Annotated in this window: 13 protein-coding genes; 5 read left to right on the top strand and 8 right to left on the bottom strand. The window is 51.6% G+C overall.

Going from position 1 to position 16,616, the window contains the following annotated elements:
- The first annotated feature begins 255 nt into the window (after positions 1-255).
- The 5 genes from HH215_RS27560 to HH215_RS27540 all read left to right on the top strand — a co-directional run bounded on the left by HH215_RS27560 (position 256) and on the right by HH215_RS27540 (position 4,363).
- Positions 256-1,089 (top strand): hypothetical protein, encoded by an 834-nt coding sequence (locus HH215_RS27560; RefSeq protein WP_169282807.1) that lies wholly within the window; start codon positions 256-258, stop codon positions 1,087-1,089.
- Between the two features lie 94 nt (positions 1,090-1,183).
- On the top strand, positions 1,184-1,399 hold the full coding sequence (locus HH215_RS27555; RefSeq protein ID WP_169282806.1) for a hypothetical protein: 216 nt from the start codon (positions 1,184-1,186) through the stop codon (positions 1,397-1,399).
- A gap of 215 nt (positions 1,400-1,614) precedes the next feature.
- Positions 1,615-2,124 (top strand): L,D-transpeptidase, encoded by a 510-nt coding sequence (locus HH215_RS27550; RefSeq protein WP_254450246.1) that lies wholly within the window; start codon positions 1,615-1,617, stop codon positions 2,122-2,124.
- 85 nt (positions 2,125-2,209) lie between these two features.
- A complete protein-coding gene (locus tag HH215_RS27545; RefSeq protein WP_169282805.1) occupies positions 2,210-3,253 on the top strand; it encodes a DUF7309 domain-containing protein in 1,044 nt (347 codons plus the stop codon).
- Between the two features lie 378 nt (positions 3,254-3,631).
- Positions 3,632-4,363, top strand: coding sequence for a glycosyltransferase family 2 protein (locus HH215_RS27540; protein WP_169282804.1), 732 nt, complete (start codon positions 3,632-3,634; stop codon positions 4,361-4,363).
- 89 nt (positions 4,364-4,452) lie between these two features.
- Here the strand turns inward: HH215_RS27540 and HH215_RS27535 are convergent, their stop codons facing one another.
- The 8 genes from HH215_RS27535 to kdpA all read right to left on the bottom strand — a co-directional run bounded on the left by HH215_RS27535 (position 4,453) and on the right by kdpA (position 16,605).
- A complete protein-coding gene (locus HH215_RS27535) occupies positions 4,453-4,704 on the bottom strand; it encodes a DUF6953 family protein (protein WP_169282803.1) in 252 nt (83 codons plus the stop codon).
- 50 nt (positions 4,705-4,754) lie between these two features.
- Positions 4,755-6,590 carry an ABC transporter ATP-binding protein gene (locus HH215_RS27530; protein WP_169282802.1) on the bottom strand — a complete coding sequence of 612 codons (1,836 nt, stop codon included), beginning with the start codon at positions 6,588-6,590 and terminating at the stop codon, positions 4,755-4,757.
- Positions 6,571-8,313, bottom strand: a complete 1,743-nt coding sequence (locus HH215_RS27525; RefSeq protein ID WP_169282801.1) for an ABC transporter ATP-binding protein — start codon at positions 8,311-8,313, stop codon at positions 6,571-6,573. Before HH215_RS27525 ends, HH215_RS27530 begins: the two co-directional genes overlap by 20 nt.
- 103 nt (positions 8,314-8,416) lie before the next feature.
- Positions 8,417-10,759, bottom strand: coding sequence for a histidine kinase (locus HH215_RS27520; protein WP_169282800.1), 2,343 nt, complete (start codon positions 10,757-10,759; stop codon positions 8,417-8,419).
- A 584-nt stretch (positions 10,760-11,343) separates the two neighbouring features.
- Entirely contained in the window at positions 11,344-11,796 is a 453-nt protein-coding gene (locus HH215_RS27515; protein WP_169282799.1) for a hypothetical protein, read from the bottom strand.
- Positions 11,797-12,188: 392 nt separating this feature from the next.
- Positions 12,189-12,797: a potassium-transporting ATPase subunit KdpC gene (gene kdpC, locus HH215_RS27510; RefSeq protein ID WP_169282798.1), complete on the bottom strand. Its 609-nt coding sequence runs from the start codon at positions 12,795-12,797 to the stop codon at positions 12,189-12,191.
- Positions 12,798-12,876: 79 nt separating this feature from the next.
- Entirely contained in the window at positions 12,877-14,907 is a 2,031-nt protein-coding gene (kdpB, locus tag HH215_RS27505; protein WP_169282797.1) for a potassium-transporting ATPase subunit KdpB, read from the bottom strand.
- 18 nt (positions 14,908-14,925) lie between these two features.
- Entirely contained in the window at positions 14,926-16,605 is a 1,680-nt protein-coding gene (kdpA, locus tag HH215_RS27500) for a potassium-transporting ATPase subunit KdpA (protein WP_169282796.1), read from the bottom strand.
- Between the last annotated feature and the right edge of the window lie 11 nt (positions 16,606-16,616).

The raw sequence follows: 16,616 nt of genomic DNA, 5'->3' as shown, positions 1-16,616 counted from the left end.
TTGCTCATGTTGACGTGCCTTTGACCTATTTTCTTATAATAAAAGAGGAACGAATGAGCATCGTCCGCAGTTCGGATTGGAAACGGAAAATGGCATCTTGACACTCCTCGAACAGTTCGGTATATTGGACAAACACAACTAATTTTCACAACTAAATTCTCAACGCTTACGATGGAAGCACCCGTAAGATAAGGCTGATTTAAGCCTTTCTTGCAGGTGCTTTTTTGTCGTATCCAAACCAAAGGAGGAATTCGCATGTCGCCAAGAAAGCCCGTCCGGTTGTTCTTGTTCGTTGTATTGTTGCTGTCGTTCGTCGTCTCCATGACCGCTTTGCCCGCCGCCCCGGTTTCCGCGGGGACCGTCGAACTGACGGTGCCCGTCAAAATTTCTTTCGACAAAGCCGTAACGACGGCGGACGCTCAGACGGCAACGAAACTAAACTCGCTATACGGCGAGCTCGGCACCTTGCTTAAGCAAGACAAGGACACAGAGGCAACGATCAAAGCGCTCCGCTACCGTAACGAAGAAGCGGCTATCGCGCTGCGCAAACAAATTCGTTTGATTAACTCGGATCAAATCAGCAAGCTGACCGCCCAAGTCCAACAGACGAAGGATCGTTATCAACCTTTATTCGATGCGTACGCCTCGGTTAACAAGCAGATTACGATCGCCAAACCGCTCAAGAACAAGACGTTGAACGCCCTCCTCCGAACACAGGCCGACGCGCTCAAGCTCTCCACCCAGTATGCCCGGGAGGATATCAGATCTAAGGAAGCCGCGCTCAGTTCGGCGAAGAAGTCGACTTCCGCCAAGATCGCGGCCGCTAGAGAGTCGTTGGATGCCATGGATCCGGTCATGGTTCAGATCAGGGCGCAGCGAAGCGCGGCAAGCTTGCCGCGTAGCAGCTTATCTCCCGTATGGACGAACTTCAAATACGCGATCAAGAAAAGCGAAGTCAAGGGTACGCTAGACTCCCTGTCCACTCTGGTCATGCTCGCTCGACAGATCGTGGAGCAACAACGGAAAATTTATGCCCTGGAACAAAAAAACTCCGACATCATCGCTCAAACAAAAGCCCGATTCCTATAACGCCAATTCAGGATAAGGTATAATAGACTCCACCACCCTGTCGCGAAGATAACCGCAAGCATCTTCGGCACGCAGGTAGAAGGAGTTCATCCACATGGCATTAAACATTCGTCTGATCACCGATCAAGATTTCGAAGAAGCGATGCAGCGCCAAGCTCGCCTGCGCGTCTTCAAGAATGACCATATTGTCGACACCAACGGCATTATCGTCCGCTACGACAGCCAGACCATCGTCGTTCAATCCGGAGTCGGAGATCTGGCTTATCACCCGAGAGGCGATTGCGAGTTCTTCGAGCACAAGAAGCGCTAGGCGATTGTTGCCCGAATAGGAGCCCACGTATGCTCGGGCTCCTATTCGACTTGCCAATCTCTCCCTCCCAAAGCTTGCTTCCGCGCATCGAATTCGACTCCTTCGTCACCATGCGAGGAAGGGCGTTTTTTCCGCTCCGCAACCTAACGATAGTAACCATATTCCCGTTTGTCGCGCATATATAATAGTCAAATCCTTCGGGGAGGGCTATTTATATGAGGGTTGCATTTTGGATTCGATTCATGCTTTTTCTAGTCGCCATGTTTCTCCTTCCGACCGCCGTCGTTACCGCCCACGCGGAATCGGTTCAGCTGGCGCAAAAATACGCCAAACACGAGCAATTCATCCTAATCGACAAATCGTCTAACAAGCTCTATTTTTATGAATCGGGAAAGTTAACCAAATCATTTTCCGTAGCCACGGGAAAGAAACCCTCCTATACGCCTGAAGGGCTGTTTACCATCCATGAGAAAATCAAAAACCGTCCCTATTACAAGGAAAAGATCAAAGGCGGAGATCCCAAAAACCCGCTCGGAGATCGTTGGCTTGGCTTAGAAGTCACCCGCAACGGCAAAACCTCCTACGCTTACGGAATACATGGCAATAACAACGAGAAATCGATAGGCAAGTACGTCTCGGCGGGATGTATCCGAATGCATAACAAGGAAGTTCGCTGGCTCTTCGATCAGATCAAATCTTCCACTCCGGTGCTCATACAGAAGTAAGAACACATACAAAAGTAACAACTTGCATTTTGGAAAGCCGTCAAGCATAATGACTTCATTCATTTAAAGGAATGGAGGAATGCGCATGACCGCTTCGCCAACGCCAGAAGAATGGCGCCGCTTGCTAGAAACCGTCGTTCGTTATAAAAAGCTAGGTTGCTGGCAGTGGATGGAGAATGAAGATTATTTTGCGGTAACCAACCCCGATACCGGAGAAGTCGGCTATTGCGTCGTTCTGGGAGCAGGAGGAATGAACTTCGGTTTCAATGTTTATATCGGCTCAGACGCCAATCTCTTTCTGCAAGAGATCACCGATTCAATGGGAGTGCTCAACGACGATCAACAGGAGTTATCGTTAAATACGAACGCTATCTCCTTAACCTTTGAAGATCGATCCGAACTTGATAAGGAAGACCTGCGAATCCTTCGCGAGCAAGGTCTGAAATTCCGAGGCTCGCAACAATGGCCTCTCTTCCGAAGCTACGAGCCTGGGAGAAGTCCTTGGAGCTTAAATAGTCAACAGGTTGGCTTTCTCACAATAGCTTTGGAGCAGGGAATTCATGTGGCTGAACGGTTTCGTGAAGATCGGGAGTTATATTTCGAACATGATGAAGCGGACAATGGATTCGGCGAGAAACGGCTGCATCGAGTTCCGCAGAAAACCGATCATGGAATCGAGTGGCGGGACGAATGGCTCCCATGGCGAACTAAGGGACAACTGATAGAGCCTTACGTTTATCCGGACGAGGTAAAGCTTCAGTCTCTAAAAAAGCTCAAAAAATCAAAAGAGACATGGGAAGCCGATTTCGACTATGCCGTCATTGCCATCGGGGACACCCGTGAGGAACGCCCTTACTATCCCCGGCTATGCTTGTGGGTCAACAAGGGAAACAGCATGATCATGGACGTAAAGCTCGGACAAGAGGCTGACTGCCGGGAGTTGTTCGTTCAACAGTTGATTCGGCTGCTAGAAAAAGTGAACTATAAGCCAGCAAAGATCGAAGTGGGCTCGAACAAAGCGTTCCTCGCTCTGCAAGACAGCGCTGAGCGATTGGCAATTCCGATTAGAGTCAACCCTCATCTTGAAGCATTATTAGAAGCGAAATACGCGATTGAAGATAGGTTGTAACAATGGATTGGGGAGAAATCCTACTTTACGAAGAAATTAATGAAGAGTCCCCGTCAATAGGAGAACTCTTCATTAAGCTTCGTCGTTGCCTCTGCTCTGAGAACGCCGCATTCTTAAATATATGTGGAGCGATATGGCCTTCAAGAACGTCGTGGATTGAATATTGAGATCAAAAATACCGGCCTCAATAATGGGTGAATTTATACAATCGGAGTATTATTTGGAATTCACCGTCCGCCTCTCTTGCCCTACCCACTCACCATAAAATTTCGCCCTAGACTTCTTACTCAATTGTTGAATAAGCCGTTACCCTCATTTTCCATATTCATATTCTATTGCGAGAGATTATTAAACATCCTTTTATAAAGGAGTGATGTAATGGAATTAAGCCCAGAAAGATCAAACAAGCCGGGTGTTTCCATTATTACCTGTACGAATCGCCAAAATTGTTTAAAGAACCTGTTTCGAAATTTCATCCGACAACGCCACCCAAAGAAAGAACTCATCATTATTGTCAATAACAATAAAGCACCTCTTTCAGCTTATCAACACTTAGCCAAAAAGCTTCGAAACGTCCGAGTTTTCCGCTTGCCGGAGCAATACTCTCTTGGTGCTTGTTTAAACTACGCAATTAGGAAAACGAAGTACAGTTACATTGCCAAGTTCGATGATGATGATTATTACGCTCCCTACTATTTGACAGGCAACTTGCAGGCATTTAAAAGAACAAGCGCCGATATCATAGGAAAACGTGCTCACTATATGTATTTACGCGGGTCCAAGACTCTTATCCTTCGTTTCGAAAACGATGAAAATCGATACGTATCCACACTTCCTGGTGCTACACTCGTCATAAAACGCAAGGTATTTAACAAAGTTCGATTTCCTAATAAGAACGTTGGCGAAGACGATATTTTTTGCAAGAGAAGTATTAAGAAGGGGTACAAAATTTATTCTGCACAGAAGTATAATTTTGTCGCAATACGCAGGAAAAACTCATCAAACCATACATGGATCATCGACGATAAAAAACTATTAGCACTCCATAGAAAAATCCCGAATGTTCGGAAATATAAGAAGTTTGTAAAAAGTAAGCCAAAGGGGCGTTAGATCATGATGACTGGGTATTTCTAGTGATGCGGTCCATCCCACTTGCCCCGAAATATCCCTTGCCTATACTCCTGAGACGTCGGCGAAAATTAATCCTTGATCGCCGAAGTCCAGCCCCAATAGAAAGCGTCGCGATCCCAAGCCGCTTTGCCGCCGTGCAGCCTTTTGAACGCCTTTTTTACTTCTTTGTCGATTGATTCATGACCATTGTCATTAACGTAAATGAATTGTTCTCCGAACTGTTCCTTAATATGGTTAACGGCTGCCGTTTGATACAAAACACCCGCATTTTTCAATTCCGAGAACATCCACTCCGCAACCTCGACTGTTGTATGGTTCATCTAACGGTTCACTCCTTTTTTAATCGTTGCTGCAAGCCGCTGCGAGCGGTCTAACTGAGCTGCACGTTTCCATGGAATAGTTCGCTGTACAAGCCCGGTTTTGCTAGCAGTTCCTCGTGAGAGCCTCTCTCCAGCAGCCTTCCGTCCTTCAGGACAAGAATTTGATCCGCGCGGCGAATCGTATTGAGGCGATGGGCGATGACGAAGCTCGTGCGCCCTTCCATCAATCGCTGCAGGCCTTCCTGGATCTTGATTTCGGTTACGGTATCGATGCTGCTCGTTGCCTCGTCCAGTACCAGAATCGCAGGGTCCGCCAGAATCGCCCGGGCGATCGCCAGCAACTGCTTCTGCCCTTGGCTGATCCCGCTTCCGTCTCCCTGCAGAATCTTATCATACCCGCCGGGCAGACGCACGATGAACGAATGGGCATTCGCGAGCTTCGCGGCCGCCTCGACTTGCTCGTCCGTCGCATCCAGCTTACCGTAACGGATATTTTCGCGTATTGTGCCTTCGAAAAGGAAGGAATCTTGCAACACGAAAGCCATATGAGAGCGCAGGCTCTCCCGCCGGATCGACGTGATCTCATGACCGTCTACCGTGATGGTCCCGGAATCCGCTTCATAGAAACGCGAGAGCAGCTGTATAAGCGAAGTTTTGCCCGCGCCGGTAGGTCCGATAATGGCGATCGTTTCTCCGGGACGCGCTTCGAAGGTGATGTCCTTAAGCGTCTGCTCCCCTGGATTGTAAGAGAACGAGACGTTAGAGAACGCGACGGCTCCTTGTACCGAATCAAGCGATCGGGACGCCGCTTCATCCTTGGCCTCGACGTCTTCATCCAGAATCTCGAATACCCGCTCCGCTCCCGCAATAGCCGATAACAGCGTGTTCCATTGATTCGCCAGATCGTTAAGCGGTCTGGTGAATTGTCTGGCGTATTCCACGAAAATAACGATAACCCCAACCGTTATCGCCCCGCGGATAGCGAGAATTCCCCCGATCCCCGCAATAATCGCGAAGCTTAAATTGTTAAGCCCGTTCATCACCTTCGGAATAAAACCCGAAATCGCCTGAGCCCAGAAGCCCGACAGCTTAATCCGCAAGTTTCGATCTTCGAACTCCCGAATGACCCTCTCTTCTTGAGAAAATGCTTTTACGATACGCTGACCGGACAGCGTTTCCTCGATGTAGCCATTCAATTCCCCTAAATTGCGTTGACGCTCCTTGAACAGGACGCCGGTTCTGCGCGTAATCCATCTCATGCCGATCGCCATGAGCGGCACGACAAGGAAGGTCAGCAACGTAAGCAGCGGGCTAAGCAGCAGCATCACGATTACCGTTCCGACGAGAATGAGCACGCTGGAAAAAATCTGGATCGCGGAACTGTTCAACGTAGAGCTCACGTTGTCCATGTCATTGGTCATCCGGCTCATCAGCTCTCCGCGCTGACGCTTGGCGAAGAAAGGAATAGGCAGCTTATGCAGATGGCCGAACAAATCGACGCGCATCCGATAGACCGTTTCCTGCGCGATCGAGATCATCCATATATTTTGCAGCCAACTTACGACCGAACTTAACACATATACGGCAACGAGCCCCCCGAGGAAAAGAAGCCATGGTTTGCCGCCCGGCCCCTCGAGATAATGGTCGATCGCCCGTCCGATCAGATAGGGGCCGAGAAGGGTTAACGCGGAGCTGAGCAGAACCATAAGCAATACGAGACTTAATCGCCCTTTGCGGTGCGAAAGATAATGCCATATTCGCCTTAATGTCGCGCGCCAATCCTTCGCCTTCTGCTTGGGACGTTTAACCGTCGCCCCTCGATCCGCTTCTTCGACAAGAGTTTTCGGCCTCCGATAGCGGAAGGGCTCACTTAATGCTTCCCACATGCGACCCCTCCTCCCCGAATTGCGATTCATAGATGCGACGGTATAGGTTGCTGACGGACATGAGCTGCCGATGATTCCCTTGAGCGATAAGATGACCGTCATCGAGCAGTAAAATAAGGTCCGCGTTCAGGGTCGAGCTGATTTTCTGCGTAATGAGGAACGTCGTGCAGGACAAGCTTTCGATCGCCTGCAGAAGAGCGCTTTCGGTACGAACATCCAACGCGCTCGTGCTATCGTCGAGTACCAATATCGCGGGCTTCCGGATAAGCGCCCGGGCGATGGAAATTCGCTGCTTCTGGCCTCCCGACAGATTAATGCCACGCTGTCCGAGCAACGTGTCGTAACCGTTCGGAAGCTGAATGATCGTATCGTGGATCTGCGCCAGTCGGGCCGCCTCAACGATCCGTTCGCGGCTTACGTCCTCAAGTCCCCAAGCGATATTGTCGCTTATCGTTCCCGTGAACAATAGAACCTCCTGCGGCACGTAACCGATAGAATCGTGAAGCTGTCGGATATCCCATTCGCGAGCGTTACGCCCGTCGATTCGAATACTGCCGCTATCTTCTTCATATAGACGAAGAATAAGCTGAACGAGCGAGGATTTCCCGGAGCCGGTAGCGCCCAATAGCGCTATCGTTTCGCCCGGATTCGCCCGGAACGAAATTTCTTCCAAGATCGGAGCTGCCGTATTCGGATATTGAAAAGTAACCTTCTCGAATTCAACCGTTCCTTCGCTGATCCGGTCTGGCGACTTTCCGGTTTCTTGACCGACTCGCGTTCCGCTGTCCGTTTCCAACGCTTCGTTAATGCGCTGCGCCGAAGCTCGCGCTCTCGAGAATGCCGAGACCAACATCGACAGAGCCGATAAGGCGCCTGCGGTCCGAAGCGAATAATTCACGATCGCGATCACCTCGCCGGTCGTCGCGCTGCCCGCGCGAATTTCAAGCTGGCCGAACCACAGAACCGCGATAATTCCCGCGTTCATGATCAGTACGATGAACGGGAGCGTAATCTCGGTTAAACGCAAAGCAGATGAAGAGCTTTGCATTAGCTCTCCGCTATGCCGGGCGAATCTCGCCGCTTCTTGCTCTCTGCGCACGAAAACGCGAATAAGCCGCATGCCCGTTAGATTTTCCTGCATGACCCCATTGACGTTATCGAGTCGCTGCTGAACCCTCTTGAACAGGAAAGCCGCTTTTTTTACGATCCAGATAATAAACAAAATCAGCGCGGGAACGGTCAGCAACAGCAAAAATCCAAGCCCCGCATGGACGACAAGCGCCATTATCATGCTCCCCAACACCACTAACGGTACCCGAAGCATAAAACGAAGTCCCATGAACGTCGTGTCTTGAACCTGGTTGACGTCGTTCGTTAAGCGCGTAATGAGCGACGAGGTGGCGAATCGGTTGAACACCGCATAAGAGAAAGCTTGAACTTTGCCGTAAAGCTTTTCACGCATGTCGTACCCTAGACTCTGGCTCACGTGCGCCGCGAAGAACGAACTTAATATTCCCGCTCCGAAAGCCAATAGAGTGCCGGCTACGAGAACTCCGCTCCATAAGAGAACTACGCCAGAGTCTTGCCGGGCGATTCCGTCGTCGATAATTTTGGAAATCAGCAATGGTTGAACGAGCTCTACCGCCAGTTCGACCAGCATAAGAAAAACTGCCATTAAGGCAGCTATTCGATATTTCCCTAAAAAACGGAAAAATGATTGCATCCCTTGCCCTCCGGTGAATTGTGCCCTCTATCGTTGGCTATGTCCGCATATACATATCCTCGCCTTTCTATTTTACCCATAATTCCCCCCTCGTGGGAACCCGTTAATTATCCTCTATGCGTATATTCGGATCGTAGTCGGCTACGACGAGCACATCCATGTGGCGTCCGTGCCGCAAAATCGATTTCACGACGGGCTTCCGCAGAAGCGATTGCCAGAAGCCGCGCGCCGACTGGCCGACGATCATCTGGGTACTGCGATATTCGGCCGCCTTGCGTAAAATAACCTCCGGCAGCTGTTTAGACGTACTCGCGCGTTCGGTCTCGTATTTCCCGCCTAATCTGCCGGTCAAGTCTTGCAAAGCTTGAATTCTCTTGTTCGTTTCGTCGTTAATCGATTGACCCACGTGGACGTACATGACATGCCAGTCCGCCTTCAAACGATGGGCGATCCGGAATCCCCGCCGAATAAGCCGGTCCGCGTTTCCGCTCGTCGTTACGCACACGAATATGCTTTCGCGCCTTCTCCAGGGCCCTCTGAGCGAGCCGTTCTGCTCCCAAGATTCCAACCTTTCGTCCACGTCGTCCGCAATTTCCCTAAGCGCCATTTCCCTTAAAGCGATCAAGTTGCCCGTCTTGAAGAAGTTGCCAAGCGCCTGTGCCACTTTGTCCATCGCGTACACTTTGCCTTCGCGCATTCTCTGCTGCAAGGCTTTGGGAGCGACGTCGATCAATTCCACTTCGTCCGCCAGCCTCAGAATACTGTCGGGCACCGTTTCGCGGACCCGCACTCCCGTAATCTGTTCGACCGCATCGTTCAAGCTTTCCAGATGCTGCACGTTCATCGTCGAGATGACCGATATGCCCGCTTCCAACACTTCGAGGACGTCATCGTATCTCTTCTTGTTTTTGCTGCCGGGAACGTTCGTATGGGCAAGCTCGTCGATCAGGACCACTTCCGGATCGCGGATGAGAATTGCCGGGACGTCCATTTCTTCGAGCTTAGCTCCTTTGTAGCTGATCGTCGCGCGGGGAATGACGTGGAGATCTCCCACTTGCGCCAAAGTTTCCTCCCTGCCGTGCGTTTCCAACAGCCCGACGGCAACGTCGATCTTCTTGCGTAATAGATCATTGCCTTCCCGCAGCATCATGTAGGTTTTGCCGACGCCGGGAGCCGCGCCGATGTATACTTTGAACTTGCCGCGCTTGATCCGTTCAATCTTCTGCTCGATTTCCTCCGGGCTTAAACGGCGATAAGGGTCGGAAGCCGCTTGGGGAGCGGAGGTTTTCGTGGGCAGTACCCTTTCCCCGTCGTAGTCGGCTCTATCCGCTACGAAGAACACGTCGACGTTTTTTGTTTTTTTCAAAATACCGTCCGCGATGGAACCGTGCCAGAAGTCTTGCCAGGAGCTTTGTTTCGAGTGGCCGAGCACGATGCGAGTGACATTGTTGAGCGTCGCGTATCGGACCAAGATCGCTGGGAGCCGGCGCCTGGTAGGTAACGGTAATTCCTCGAACGACGCATCGATCTTGTCCGCCAGCTTCTCGATGGAACGCTTGAATTGCGCCGACTCCTTCGAAAGGGTTTTACGCGGATTCGCGAGCGTCACGATCTTCAGATCTCCGCCGAGCCTCTTCGCAATCTGCTGCCCGCGCCGAATGTGGATCGACCCGTTCCAATGGTATTGCGCCGAAACAAGGATGCGCTCGGTTGCGCCGGACGGGCCAAGCAGCCCTTCCTTCTCGCGATGCTTCTCCAGCGACTCGTTCACGTCTTCGGCCATAAGCCTGAGAGCCAGCTCCCGCAGCTTGCCGATATTCCCTCTCCTCAGAAGTCTCGGATCCTTCAGGTTCAGGTTGGGAAGGTTCCCTTCGTCCAGACGCTTCAATATCGTCTCGGGGCTAACGTCGATGAGACGCACTTCGTCCGCGAGATCGAGCGTGTCGGCCGGAACCGTCGCCTCCGCTTCGATGCCGGTCAGCTTCTGCGCAAGCTCGGTGACGCCCTCCAATTCGTAGACGTTCACGGTCGTGATGACGCTGATGCCGCGACCGAGCAAGTACTGGATGTCTTCCAACCGGGTCGCGAATTTGGCATCGGGCCGATTCCGGTGAGCGAGTCCGTCAACGAGCACGACCTCGGGATTCCGTTGCATTAACGCCTCGAGATTAAGATCCTTTTTCTCCGTTTCGCCCTTCATCCAATGGATGCTCGGAATTCTCTCCAACCCTTTCAGTTGCTCCGCCGTTTCCGGACGGCGCATCGTCGAGACGGCGCAGACGACGACATCGATGCCTTGGTTGCGCAGCGTCTGGCCTTCTCGCAACATATGATAGGTTTTTCCGGAGCCGCTAACGGCGCCGATATATATTTTTAACCGGCCGTTCTGGATCTTGAATATCGAATATAAGAGCTCTTCCGGCGTCTTCCGGCGGAAACTGTCCATTGTTCGTTGTCTCTCCTTTCTTCGTGGTGGCGATAGACCGCTATAGACAGCTAATCGTGGCTATATGTGCTTGCTAGAGGGTACTGGTTGGTGGTGCTAGTTGGTTGGTGCTGGTTGGTTAGTGCTGGTTGGTTGGTGCTAGTTGGTTGTGCTAGTTGGTTGTGCTAGTTGGTTGTGCTAGTTGGTTGTGTTAGTTGGTTGTGCTAGTTGGTTGTGCTAGTTGGTTGTGCTAGTTGGTTGTGCTAGTTGGTTGTGCTAGTTGGTTGTGCTAGTTGGTTGTGCTAGTTGGTTGTGCTAGTTGGTTGTGCTAGTTGGTTGTGCTAGTTGGTTGTGCTAGTTGTTTGTTTGTTGTGCTAGTTGGTTGTGCTAGTTGGTTGGTGCTAGTTGGTTGGTGCTAGTTGGTTGGTGCTTGTTGGTTGGTGGTGCTTGTTGGTTGGTGCTAGTTGGTTGGTGCTAGTTGGTTGGTGCTAGTTGGTTGGTGCTAGTTGGTTGGTGCTAGTTGGTTGGTGCTAGTTGGTTGGTGCTGGTGTTGTTGGATCTTACTAGCAGCTAATTCGTCATCCGTTTCAACCTCCCTTAGCGTACTAACACAATTCACCCGATCCAACTTCCTTGCACTCGACAGATTCACTATTTACCATATAAAACCAATATTTCTTGACAGGCACAGCCTCTTCCGTCCATTTAAAGCGGCGTAGCCGCTCTATTTCCTCCAATAGTGCCTCTTCCGTCGATTTAAAGCGGTGTAGCCGCTCTATTTCCTCCAATAGTGCCTCTTCCGTCAATTTAAAGCGGCGTAACCGCTCTATTTCTTCCAATAGTGCCTCTTCCGTCGATTTAAAGCGGCGTAGCCGCTCTATTTCCTCCAATAGTGCCTCTTCCGTCGATTTAAAGCGGCGTAGCCGCTCTATTTCCTCCAATAGTGCCTCTTCCGTCGATTTAAAGCGGCGTAGCCGCTCTATTTCCTCCAATAGTGCCTCTTCCGTCAATTTAAAGCGGCGTAGTCGCTCTATTTCCTCCAATAGTGCCTCTTCCATCCGCTCTAACCCGGCCCAGCCGCTCTATTTCCTCCAATAGTGCCTCTTCCATCCGCTCTAACCCGGCCCAGCCGCCCTATTTCCTCCAAAAGTGCCTCTTCCATCCGCTCTAACCCGGCCCAGCCGCCCTATTTCCTCCAATAGTGCCTCTTCCATCCGCTCTAACCCGGCCCAGCCGCCCTATTTCCTCCAATTCGCCACTTCCGTCCGCTCTAACCCGGCCCAGCCGGGCTATTTCCTCCAAATCGCCACTTCCGTCCGCTCTAACTCGGTCCAGCCGCCCTATTCTCCCTCCAGAGATTTCATTCTCTACCGAACAAACTCAAGCCGCAAGCCCAACAGTCCAACAGCTTATGATGTGGTTACTCACATCATAAGCTGCCTTCCCTCTATTATTTAATTAAAGTTTGTAAATCAAGGTTCAGCTTCAGAACGTTAACGCGAGGTTCTCCGAACACGCCCAAATCGCGGCCTTCGGTGTGCTTCTCGACCAGCTTCTCCAAGTCCGTTGCCGCCACGCCCGTCAGCTTGCTGATACGGGAAACTTGAACCTCGGCGGATTCCGGAGTGATGTGAGGATCGAGCCCCGAGCCGGAGTTGGTGATGAGAGCGATCGGCAATTTGGAAATCGGCACATCCGGATTATCCTTCTTCCAAGCCTCGATGGAATCCTGCGTACGTTGCAGCATATCGGGGTTGGACGGAGCATAGTTGTTGGAGCCCGAACCTGCCGCATTATAATCGATACTCGATACGCGCCCTTGGAAGTACTTAGGATCGGCGAATTTCTGGCCGATCAGTTCGGAACCGACCACGTTACCCGCAGAATCCTTGATTAGACTCCCGTTTGCGTTATGCGGCATAATCAGCTGCGCGATTCCGGTAGTCGCTAGCGGGTACAGAATCCCGCACAGAATGATAAACACGATACTAGCCCGTATAGCAATTCCAACATAAGAAACTCCGGTAGCACCGGGATAACTAGCTGTTCGATTACTCATCTTATTTCCCCTTCCTCCTATGCGATCCGACTACCACGCGCGCAAACGCGAGGATAGTCGGTCGACATGTTCGTGCAAATTATACCCATAAATGGACGACTAAATCGATGACTTTGATTCCGATGAACGGCACGATGACGCCGCCGAGACCGTAGACGAGGATGTTGCGGCTAAGCAGCTTCGACGCGCTCATCGGCTTGTAGGCTACGCCCTTCATCGCGAGCGGGATGAGCAACGGAATAATAATGGCGTTAAAGATTAACGCCGATAAGATCGCCGACATCGGAGAGCCCAATCCCATGACGTTAAGAACGCTCATCTCGGGAATCGCCAATATGAACATCGCCGGGATAATCGCGAAATACTTGGCAATATCGTTCGCGATACTGAAAGTCGTAAGCGCGCCGCGAGTCATGAGAAGCTGCTTTCCGATGGATACGACCTCGATAATCTTGGAAGGGTCGGAATCCAAATCGACCATGTTGGCGGCTTCCTTGGCGGCAATCGTTCCACTGTTCATCGCCAATCCCACGTCCGCCTGGGCCAATGCCGGCGCATCGTTCGTGCCGTCGCCGGTCATCGCGACAAGCTTGCCTTCGGCCTGCTCGCGGCGGATCAAAGCGATTTTATCTTCCGGTTTGCTCTCCGCTACGAAGTCGTCGACCCCGGCTTCGCGGGCGATCGTTGCCGCCGTCAGAGGATTGTCGCCCGTGCACATGATCGTCTTGATGCCCATCTGGCGCAATTGATCGAACCGTTCGCGCATGCCCGGCTTAACCGTATCCTTCAAGTAAATGAGTCCGAAGATCCGATTATCGACCGCTACCGCGAGGGGAGTTCCTCCTTCTCGAGCGATCGCATCCCCGTTCGCATCCAAATCTTCCGGAATGGTTCCTCCTTGCGCCGCAACCCATTTTTTCATCGCATCAACGGCACCCTTGCGTACTTTTCTCCCATCCCGAAGGTCCATACCGCTCATCCGCGTCTCCGCTTTGAACTCGACGAACTCCGCTCCGGAAGCTAGCGACGCATCATATGCCATCCCTTGTTTCTTCATAAGCTCCAGCACCGAACGGCCTTCCGGCGTCTCGTCTTGCACGGAACCGATCGCCGCCCATTCCCCTACCGTCCGAGCGTCTGCTCCACCCACCGGAACGAACTCGCTAGCCATCCGGTTCCCGTAAGTGATCGTGCCCGTTTTATCCAAAATCATCGTGTTGATGTCCCCGGCCGCTTCGACCGCTTTACCGGACATGGCCAGCACGTTAAACTGCGTCACCCGATCCATTCCGGCGATTCCGATCGCGGAGAGCAATCCGCCGATCGTCGTCGGAATAAGACAAACTAGCAAAGCGATAAGCACGGGCACCTGCAGATCAATATCCAAGTAGCCCGCGATAGGCCCTAACGTTACGACAACGATGAGGAAAATAATCGTTAAGCTAGTAAGCAAGGTATTAAGAGCAAGCTCGTTCGGCGTTTTCTGACGTTTGGCCCCTTCCACCAGTGAGATCATTCGATCGATGAAAGATTCGCCCGGATCGCTCGTGATCCGCACCTTAATCTTATCGCTGACGACCCGGGTTCCGCCGGTGACGGAGCTAAAATCCCCTCCGGCTTCCTTAATGACGGGCGCGGATTCGCCGGTAATGGCCGATTCGTCGACGGACGCCAACCCTTCGACCACTTCGCCGTCTCCGGGAATCATCTCTCCTTGAGACACAATGACCACGTCGCCTTTGCGCAAATCCGCAGAAGAGACGACCTTAATGACGCCCCCGACCAATTTGTTCGCGTTGATCTCTTTTTTCGTATTTTTCAATGAATCCGCTTGTGCCTTTCCCCTGCCTTCGGCCAATGCTTCCGCGAAGTTCGCGAACAACACGGTGAACAGAAGAATGAAGAACACGGTCAGGTTAAACCCAATATCGTCTTGCGTATTAAAATATCCGGGAAACAACGTCATCAACAGAACGACGACCGTTCCGACTTCGACGACGAACATGACGGGATTTCGCATCATGCTTACGGGATTTAATTTAGTGAAGCTTTCCTTTACCGCACGGCTTACGATCGCGGAGGTCAGCATCGATTTGCGATTAGCATTCATGAACGATTCACCTCATCCTTAGCCTAACTTCAAATGCTCTGCGACAGGTCCCAGCACGATAGCGGGCAGGAACGTCAACGCGCCGATAATCAATACCGTTCCGATCAGAATGCCGTAAAACAACTTGTTATCCGTCCGGAAAGTACCGACCGTCTCAGGCACCCATTGCTTGCGTACCAAGGATCCCGCGACGGCTAGCATCGCAATCATCGAAACGTAACGCCCCAGCAGCATAACGAGCCCCGTCATAATGTTCCAGAACGGCGTATTGTCCGCCAATCCCTCGAAACCCGAACCGTTATTGGCCGCGGAAGACGTATATTCGTATAACACTTGAGTGATGCCGTGCGATCCCGGATTCGTAATGGACCCTTGACCCAGGTCCGTCAGGAAGGATATCGCGGTCGGCACGAGAATAATGAAAGGATGCGCCAGAATGGCGATCGCGATCAGCTTCATCTCCCGAGGCTCGATTTTCCGCCCCAGAAACTCCGGTGTCCTTCCCACCATTAATCCGCATAAGAATACGCCCAGCATTGCGTACATTAGCATATTGATCAGTCCGACGCCTTTGCCCCCGAACACGACGTTCAGCATCATTTCTCCTAGCGTTCCGAGACCTCCGAGCGGAGTGAGCGTATCGTGCATGTTGTTGACCGTTCCCGTCGTCGCCGCCGTCGTGACCGCGGAGAAGAGCGAGGACTGCGGAATGCCGAATCGGACTTCCTTGCCTTCCATGCTGCCTTGCGAAGAATCGATCCCCATAGCGCTGATGGCCGGATTTCCGCGAAGCTCCGAGAAATAGATCAGCGAGAGGAATAAGAGGAACAACGTCATCATCGCGCTGAATACGACCCAGCCTTGCTTGCCGTTCTTTGCGAACCGTCCATATACATAAGGAAGAGATGCTGGCAGAACCCACATGGACAAGATCTCGACGATGTTCGTCAGAGGATTCGGATTCTCGAACGGATGCGCCGAGTTCACTCCGAAGAATCCGCCGCCATTCGTGCCCAGATGCTTAATGGATTCCAATGCCGCTACCGGACCGATGGCAATGTTCTGCACTGCGCCTTCAAGCGTAGTCACGGTTAACGTCGGATCTAGCGTTAGCGGTACTTGCAGGGAGACAAGCAGCAATGTGACCACGACGGCCGCCGGAAGGAAAATACGGGTATGCGCTTTGACGAAATCTTCGAAAAAGTTCCCTAGCGTTTCTCCCTTGGTCGTAATCCCTCTAATAAACGCCATGGCAACCGAAAAACCGGTAGCGGCCGAGGTGAACATCATCATCGTGATAACGGCCATCTGCGAGAAATAGGACAAGCCGGATTCGCCGCTGTAATGCTGTAAGTTCGTATTCGTAATAAAACTGACGATGGTGTTAAAAGAAAGCGTCTGTTCCATGTTATCTATGCCGCTCGGATTAAACGGCAAGTACTTCTGCAGCCGCAAGATTAAGTATCCGACGGCCACGAGCACGATGTTGGTCAATAGAAAGCTTAAAGCGTACTTTTTCCATGTCATCCCGCTCCGGTTCTTAAGTCCGATCAGCAGGTAAATAAATCTTTCGAACGGTCCGAAAATGCGGTCTTGCCGGTTCGGTTCATTGGAGAATACGTGATAGACGTACGATCCGACCGGTTTCACGAGCAAGACAAGAACCGCGATCACGATAACGATTTGCAGAATGCCCATATAGCCTTTCC

Origin of the sequence: Cohnella herbarum, assembly GCF_012849095.1 — a bacterium.
GTDB classification, from domain to species: Bacteria; Bacillota; Bacilli; order Paenibacillales; family Paenibacillaceae; genus Cohnella; species Cohnella herbarum.
The sequence above is the reverse complement of the archived record's forward strand: the minus strand, read 5'-3'. Positions and strand labels throughout refer to the sequence as shown.